Raw genomic sequence first — 5,164 nt, 5'->3', positions numbered from 1 at the left:
TTTAGCTTTTTACCACAAATGGGTAAATTAATTGCAAAAGATGCAGACAGTTATCAGTATTTAGCCGAATCTATTCGGATGATGCCTGATCAAATGGCATTACAGATGCTATTCGAAGAAGCTGGCTTGGTACGCTGCGAATATCAAAATTTAACGAATGGCGTGGTTGCTATTCATCAAGGTTTCAAACCCGAATAATGCTTATGATTGAACATTTTTTTAATGCAACGTTAATTGAAAACGCGATTAATCGTGCTTTAAGCCTAGACCCTCAGGCACAAGAAAAGCTGAGTAAATTGAATGAGCGTCATATTGGTATTCAGCTAGATTTCACTGCAACGCCATGGATATTTAAAGTTGAAGATGGGGCGTTGAGATTTAGTGATGCTCCATTTAATGATTGTGATGTTCGTTTATCTGGAACATTGGGTGGTTTTCTTCATCTATTTCGAGGACAAGAAGAAAAACGTAATGAAAATGACAAGCTCTATATTGAAGGTGATTTACACACGGCACAGCAATTCCAAAGGGTTATGGGTAGCTTATCGCCAGATTTTGAGGCAGCGCTCAATCGTCGTTTAGGGGATAAATTAGGAAGTGCGGCGATTAGTGCTTGGCAGCAAATGCGTTATCAAGGCGAAATCGCAAAAGAAAAAGCTGAAAGTGTATTGCGTGAATGGTTGGTAGGTGAGCAAGGTATCGGTGTTAATCGTGAAGTATTTACGCAATATCAACAACAAATGAATACGCTTGATGAGCGTTTACAACGCTTAGAGGCACGCTTTAAACAATTAGAAAATCAATTAAGAGAACGCGGATAATGTTCCACTCTGTCAAACGAATTTACGAAATATTCCATATTGTTATTCATCAACATCTTGATGAATTATTACCAGATGAAGGCGTTTTCCGCTGGGTGCGTTATAGTGTCCGTTTGCATCCTGCTTATTATCGCCGACGGAAAAATGAACTCCCTCGAGGCGCACGCTTAAGATTGGCGTTAGAGGCATTAGGACCGATATTTGTTAAGTTAGGGCAAACACTATCTACTCGACCAGATTTAATCCCGGGAGATATCGCGCTAGAACTGAATAAACTACAAGATAGAGTGCCGCCGTTTGAAGGTAAGGTCGCTCGTCAAATTACGGAAAAAGCTTTAGGGCAGCCTATTGATAGTATTTTTCAGCAATTTGAAGATACGGCATTGGCGTCTGCTTCCGTGGCGCAAGTCCATGGTGCAGTACTGCTAACAGGTGAGCAGGTTGTGGTTAAAGTCTTACGCCCTAATGTAGAAAAGCAGGTTGAGCAAGATATTCAGCTGATGACTTTACTGGCTCAGTTAGCGGCTAGAACAAAAGAAGGTAAACGTTTGCGACCGTTAGAAGTGGTGCGAGAGTTTAAATATACCATGGAAAACGAGCTGGATTTAATGAATGAAGCCGCGAGCGTTAGCCAAGTAAAGGCAAATTTTGCAGGCTCTAAAATTTTACATGTTCCACAAGTTTATTGGGCATATTGTCGCAGTAAAGTAATGGTGCAAGAGCGAATTTTCTATCTCAATATATCCGATGAAGCAACGATGGAAGCGGTAGGGGTAAATAAAAAAGCATTGGCTGAGCGAGGAGTGGAAATCTTTTTTACTCAGGTGTTTAGAGATAGTTTTTTTCATGCGGATATGCATCCGGGAAATATCTTTGTCGATATTGAAGACCCTGAAAACCCAAAATACTGCGCGATAGATTTTGGCATCATGGGCAGTTTGACACCCGAAGATCAGCATTATTTGGCAGAAAATTTTCTTGCTTTCTTTAATCGTGATTATCGTCGAGTGGCTGAACTTCATGTGGAATCTGGTTGGGTACCACCAGATACGCGCGTAACCGATTTTGAAGCAGCTATTCGAAAAGTATCCGAACCGATTTTTGGTAAACCAATAAAAGATATTTCTTTTGGTGCTTTTTTATTTAGTTTATTCCAAACTGCTCAACGCTTTAATATGCATATTCAGCCGCAACTCGTTTTACTTCAAAAAACCTTTTTTAATGTAGAAGGGCTAGGGCGACGACTATATCCAGATTTAGATTTGTGGACAACGGCAAAACCGGTATTAGAAGATTGGATGCGTAAACAAATAGGACCAAAAGCAATGTTTAAGCGTTTTCGTGTGCATGCGCATGAATATGCCGATATTCTGCCTAAGATGCCTATTTTGGCGTATCGCTTGATGCAAGGCCAATTAGAACAAAAACAGCTACAAAAAACTAAACCGACGAGCGATTGGCGTTTACCTAGTGGCGCGGCTTTATTGATTGCAGCCATCAGTTTATGGGTGACAGGACAGCCAACATTGCTACAGGGATATGCATTGATTATTATGGCAATACTAGGATTATTCCTAATCTTTAGGAGGAGAAAAACATGAAAATTTCCAATAATCGCCAACAAAGTGATTCAAAAAAATGGCAAAAATATGTCAATCAAGACATTATTCCGCTTTGGATTGCCGATACGGATTTTGAAATTGCGCCAGAAATTATTGAAGCAGCAGAAAAAAGACTACAACATCCCGTTTTTGGCTATCCTTATGATGAAGAATGCTTTTTGCAATCCGTTGTTGAACATTGCCAAACGCATTATGAATGGCAAATTCAAAAAGAGTGGTTAGTTCCTATCCCCGGATGTGTACCGGGATTGAATTTTTCACGTGCAGTTTCTCAAATGCAGGGGAAAAATATAGCGGTTACCGTTACACCAACCTATCCACCTTTTTTTAAAAATAGTGCGATGTTGAGCCAATTTCAACATCAATTAGTTCCTGCGCTCTATGAAAACCAGCAATGGAAAATTGATTTTGATTCGCTTGAACAAGCTGCTTCAGAGAGAGATTGTGGTTTATTGATTCTCTGCCATCCGCATAATCCTATTGGTAGGGCATACACAACAGAAGAACTCGCAAAATATCATGAAATTGCGAAAAAGCATGATTTAATCGTTTGTTCAGATGAAATTCACTGCGATTTGATTTTAAATGGTACGCAACATCGACCGTTTGCGATGCTAGACGAAGATGCCTTATCTCGGACAATTACTTTGATGGCACCAAGTAAAACTTATAACATTGCTGGACAATGTTGCGCGTTTGCTATTATTGCGGATAGTGATTTGCGTCATCAATTTCGTCAAGCGGCACTTGGACTAAATGATGTGAATGTATTAGGTAGAGTAATGGCGACCGCCGCTTATCAATATGGAGAGCAATGGCGACAAGAAAGCATTGCTTATTTAGCAGAAAATGCACGATTGATAGCGCAATGTGTTGAGCGATTAGAAGGCGTTTCTATGGCAAAAGTAGAAGCAACCTATTTGGCATTTATCGATTGCAGAGGCTTAAAAGTTGATAATCCGCAGCAATATTTTGAAAGCTATGGCTTAGGCTTTGCAGATGGTGCAGATTATGATGCACCAGGTTTTGTGCGGTTAAACTTTGGGTGCTCACGAGAGCTACTTCAGGAAGCGCTAAAACGTTTTGAAAAAGCTGTAACAGCTGCGAACGCTTTATGATGACTTCAAATCCTCCAGCGCTCGAATTGATTGGCGTTGAAAAAACTTATTCAAATGGTTTTCACGCCGTTAAAGGCATTGATTTACAGGTTGCACCAGGAGATTTTTACGCACTCTTAGGACCTAATGGTGCGGGAAAATCAACGACAATAGGCGTTATCACGTCATTAGTGAAAAAAACAGCCGGCACTATCCGCATTTTTGGTGTAGATATTGATAAAAACTTTAGCGAAGCTAAAAAAGCGATTGGACTTGTCCCTCAAGAATTTAACTTCAATATCTTTGAAACCGCTTATAACATCGTGCGTAATCAAGCGGGATTTTATAATTTATCTCGCGCACAAGCTAATGAACGGGCTCTCTATTATTTAGATAAATTAGGTTTATTATCGAAAAAAGATGTTCAAGCACGAGCCTTATCGGGGGGAATGAAAAGACGGTTAATGATTGCTCGCGCTATGGCGCATGAACCAAAATTACTTATCTTAGATGAGCCAACAGCAGGTGTAGACTTAGAAATACGATTATCTATGTGGGAATTTCTAAAAGAAATCAATGCTAATGGAACCACGATTATTTTAACTACGCATTATCTTGAGGAGGCAGAAAGTCTTTGTCGTAACGTTGGAATTGTCAATCATGGAGAGATTGTTCATCAAAGTAGTATGAAATCTTTACTCGCTCAAGCAGACGAAGAAGCATTTGTGCTTGACATTGAACCAATAACAGTGGATAGTGCGCACATTACAGGGTTTACTGTAGTGCAAAAAGACGAGAGTACATTGGAAGTATTAGTACCAAAATCTAAAGGACTCTCTCAATTATTCTTAGCGTTAAACGCGCAAGGAGTAAACGTCTTATCGCTACGGAATAAAATGAATCGGCTGGAAGCGCTATTTTTAAAATACGTAGGTTCGAAGTCACCCTAAAAAATTTACCAAAAAGGTAAAGCGCTGTCGATTTTCTTGCGTTAGGTGTCGGGTAGTGAATAGTGTTAACGCAGGAAAGGATTTAATTATGACCAATATTTATGTAGGTAATCTCTCTTATCGTACGTCTGAAAGCGAACTTCGTGACATGTTTGCGCAATATGGTGATGTCCAAAGCGCTAGTATCGTAAAAGAGCGAGATACCGGTCGCTCAAAAGGCTTTGGCTTTGTTGAAATGAGTGATAGTGCAGCAGCTAAAAAAGCCATTGAAGCATTTAACGATAAAGAAGTTGGCGGACGTCCATTACGCGTGAACGAAGCGCGTCCTCGTGAAGAGCGTCCACAAGGTGAACGTCGTAATAATGGCGGTAATCGTTGGTAAGCAAAACGCTTTATCATGGAATAAAAAGCCCGATATAATCGGGCTTTTTTGTTATTTCACTATCTATAGTGCAATCATCTAAAACCCAACCCAATCCAAAGCAGATAAAAGAATAAAGTATCAATACAATCCATCCGCCATTCTTTGCGTATTTGCTTAATCCAAGCCCACATCTTTTCAATGGGATTTAAGTCTGGACTATAAGGGGGTAACCAAACTATCTCATGCCCATGCTCTTCAATGATTGCTTGAATATCACTGCGTTTATGAAAAGCGGCATTGTCCATGACAA

General features: G+C 40.0%; 7 protein-coding genes. 6 read left to right on the top strand and 1 reads right to left on the bottom strand.

Annotation, left to right across the window (positions count from 1 at the left end):
• The 6 genes from A5N85_RS10690 to A5N85_RS10665 form a co-directional block, all read left to right on the top strand.
• Window positions 1–198: class I SAM-dependent methyltransferase (locus A5N85_RS10690; RefSeq protein ID WP_169818660.1), on the top strand; the 198-nt coding region annotated here is incomplete at its 5' end.
• A 5-nt stretch (window positions 199–203) separates the two neighbouring features.
• Window positions 204–821, top strand: a complete 618-nt coding sequence (locus A5N85_RS10685; RefSeq protein ID WP_072577215.1) for a ubiquinone biosynthesis accessory factor UbiJ — start codon at window positions 204–206, stop codon at window positions 819–821.
• The gene (gene ubiB / locus A5N85_RS10680; protein WP_072577213.1) at window positions 821–2,422 is read left to right on the top strand and encodes a ubiquinone biosynthesis regulatory protein kinase UbiB; all 1,602 of its coding nucleotides are present in this window, start codon (window positions 821–823) and stop codon (window positions 2,420–2,422) included. Before A5N85_RS10685 ends, ubiB begins: the two co-directional genes overlap by 1 nt.
• The gene (locus tag A5N85_RS10675) at window positions 2,419–3,561 is read left to right on the top strand and encodes a MalY/PatB family protein (protein ID WP_072577212.1); all 1,143 of its coding nucleotides are present in this window, start codon (window positions 2,419–2,421) and stop codon (window positions 3,559–3,561) included. Before ubiB ends, A5N85_RS10675 begins: the two co-directional genes overlap by 4 nt.
• Window positions 3,558–4,490, top strand: a complete 933-nt coding sequence (locus A5N85_RS10670; protein ID WP_218564809.1) for an ABC transporter ATP-binding protein — start codon at window positions 3,558–3,560, stop codon at window positions 4,488–4,490. The genes A5N85_RS10675 and A5N85_RS10670 overlap by 4 nt, the downstream gene beginning before the upstream one ends.
• 88 nt (window positions 4,491–4,578) lie before the next feature.
• Window positions 4,579–4,872 (top strand): RNA-binding regulator, encoded by a 294-nt coding sequence (locus A5N85_RS10665; protein WP_072577211.1) that lies wholly within the window; start codon window positions 4,579–4,581, stop codon window positions 4,870–4,872.
• A 74-nt stretch (window positions 4,873–4,946) separates the two neighbouring features.
• On the opposite strand, the gene A5N85_RS10660 is transcribed toward A5N85_RS10665, so the two are convergent.
• Window positions 4,947–5,164, bottom strand: a 218-nt coding sequence (locus A5N85_RS10660; protein WP_249023961.1) for a transposase, incomplete at its 5' end; no start/stop codon positions are given.

The organism is Suttonella ornithocola (assembly GCF_001889065.1).
Classification (GTDB): Bacteria; Pseudomonadota; Gammaproteobacteria; order Cardiobacteriales; family Cardiobacteriaceae; genus Suttonella_A; species Suttonella_A ornithocola.
Note: the sequence above shows the minus strand (reverse complement) of the source record. Positions and strands in the feature narration are given on the sequence as shown.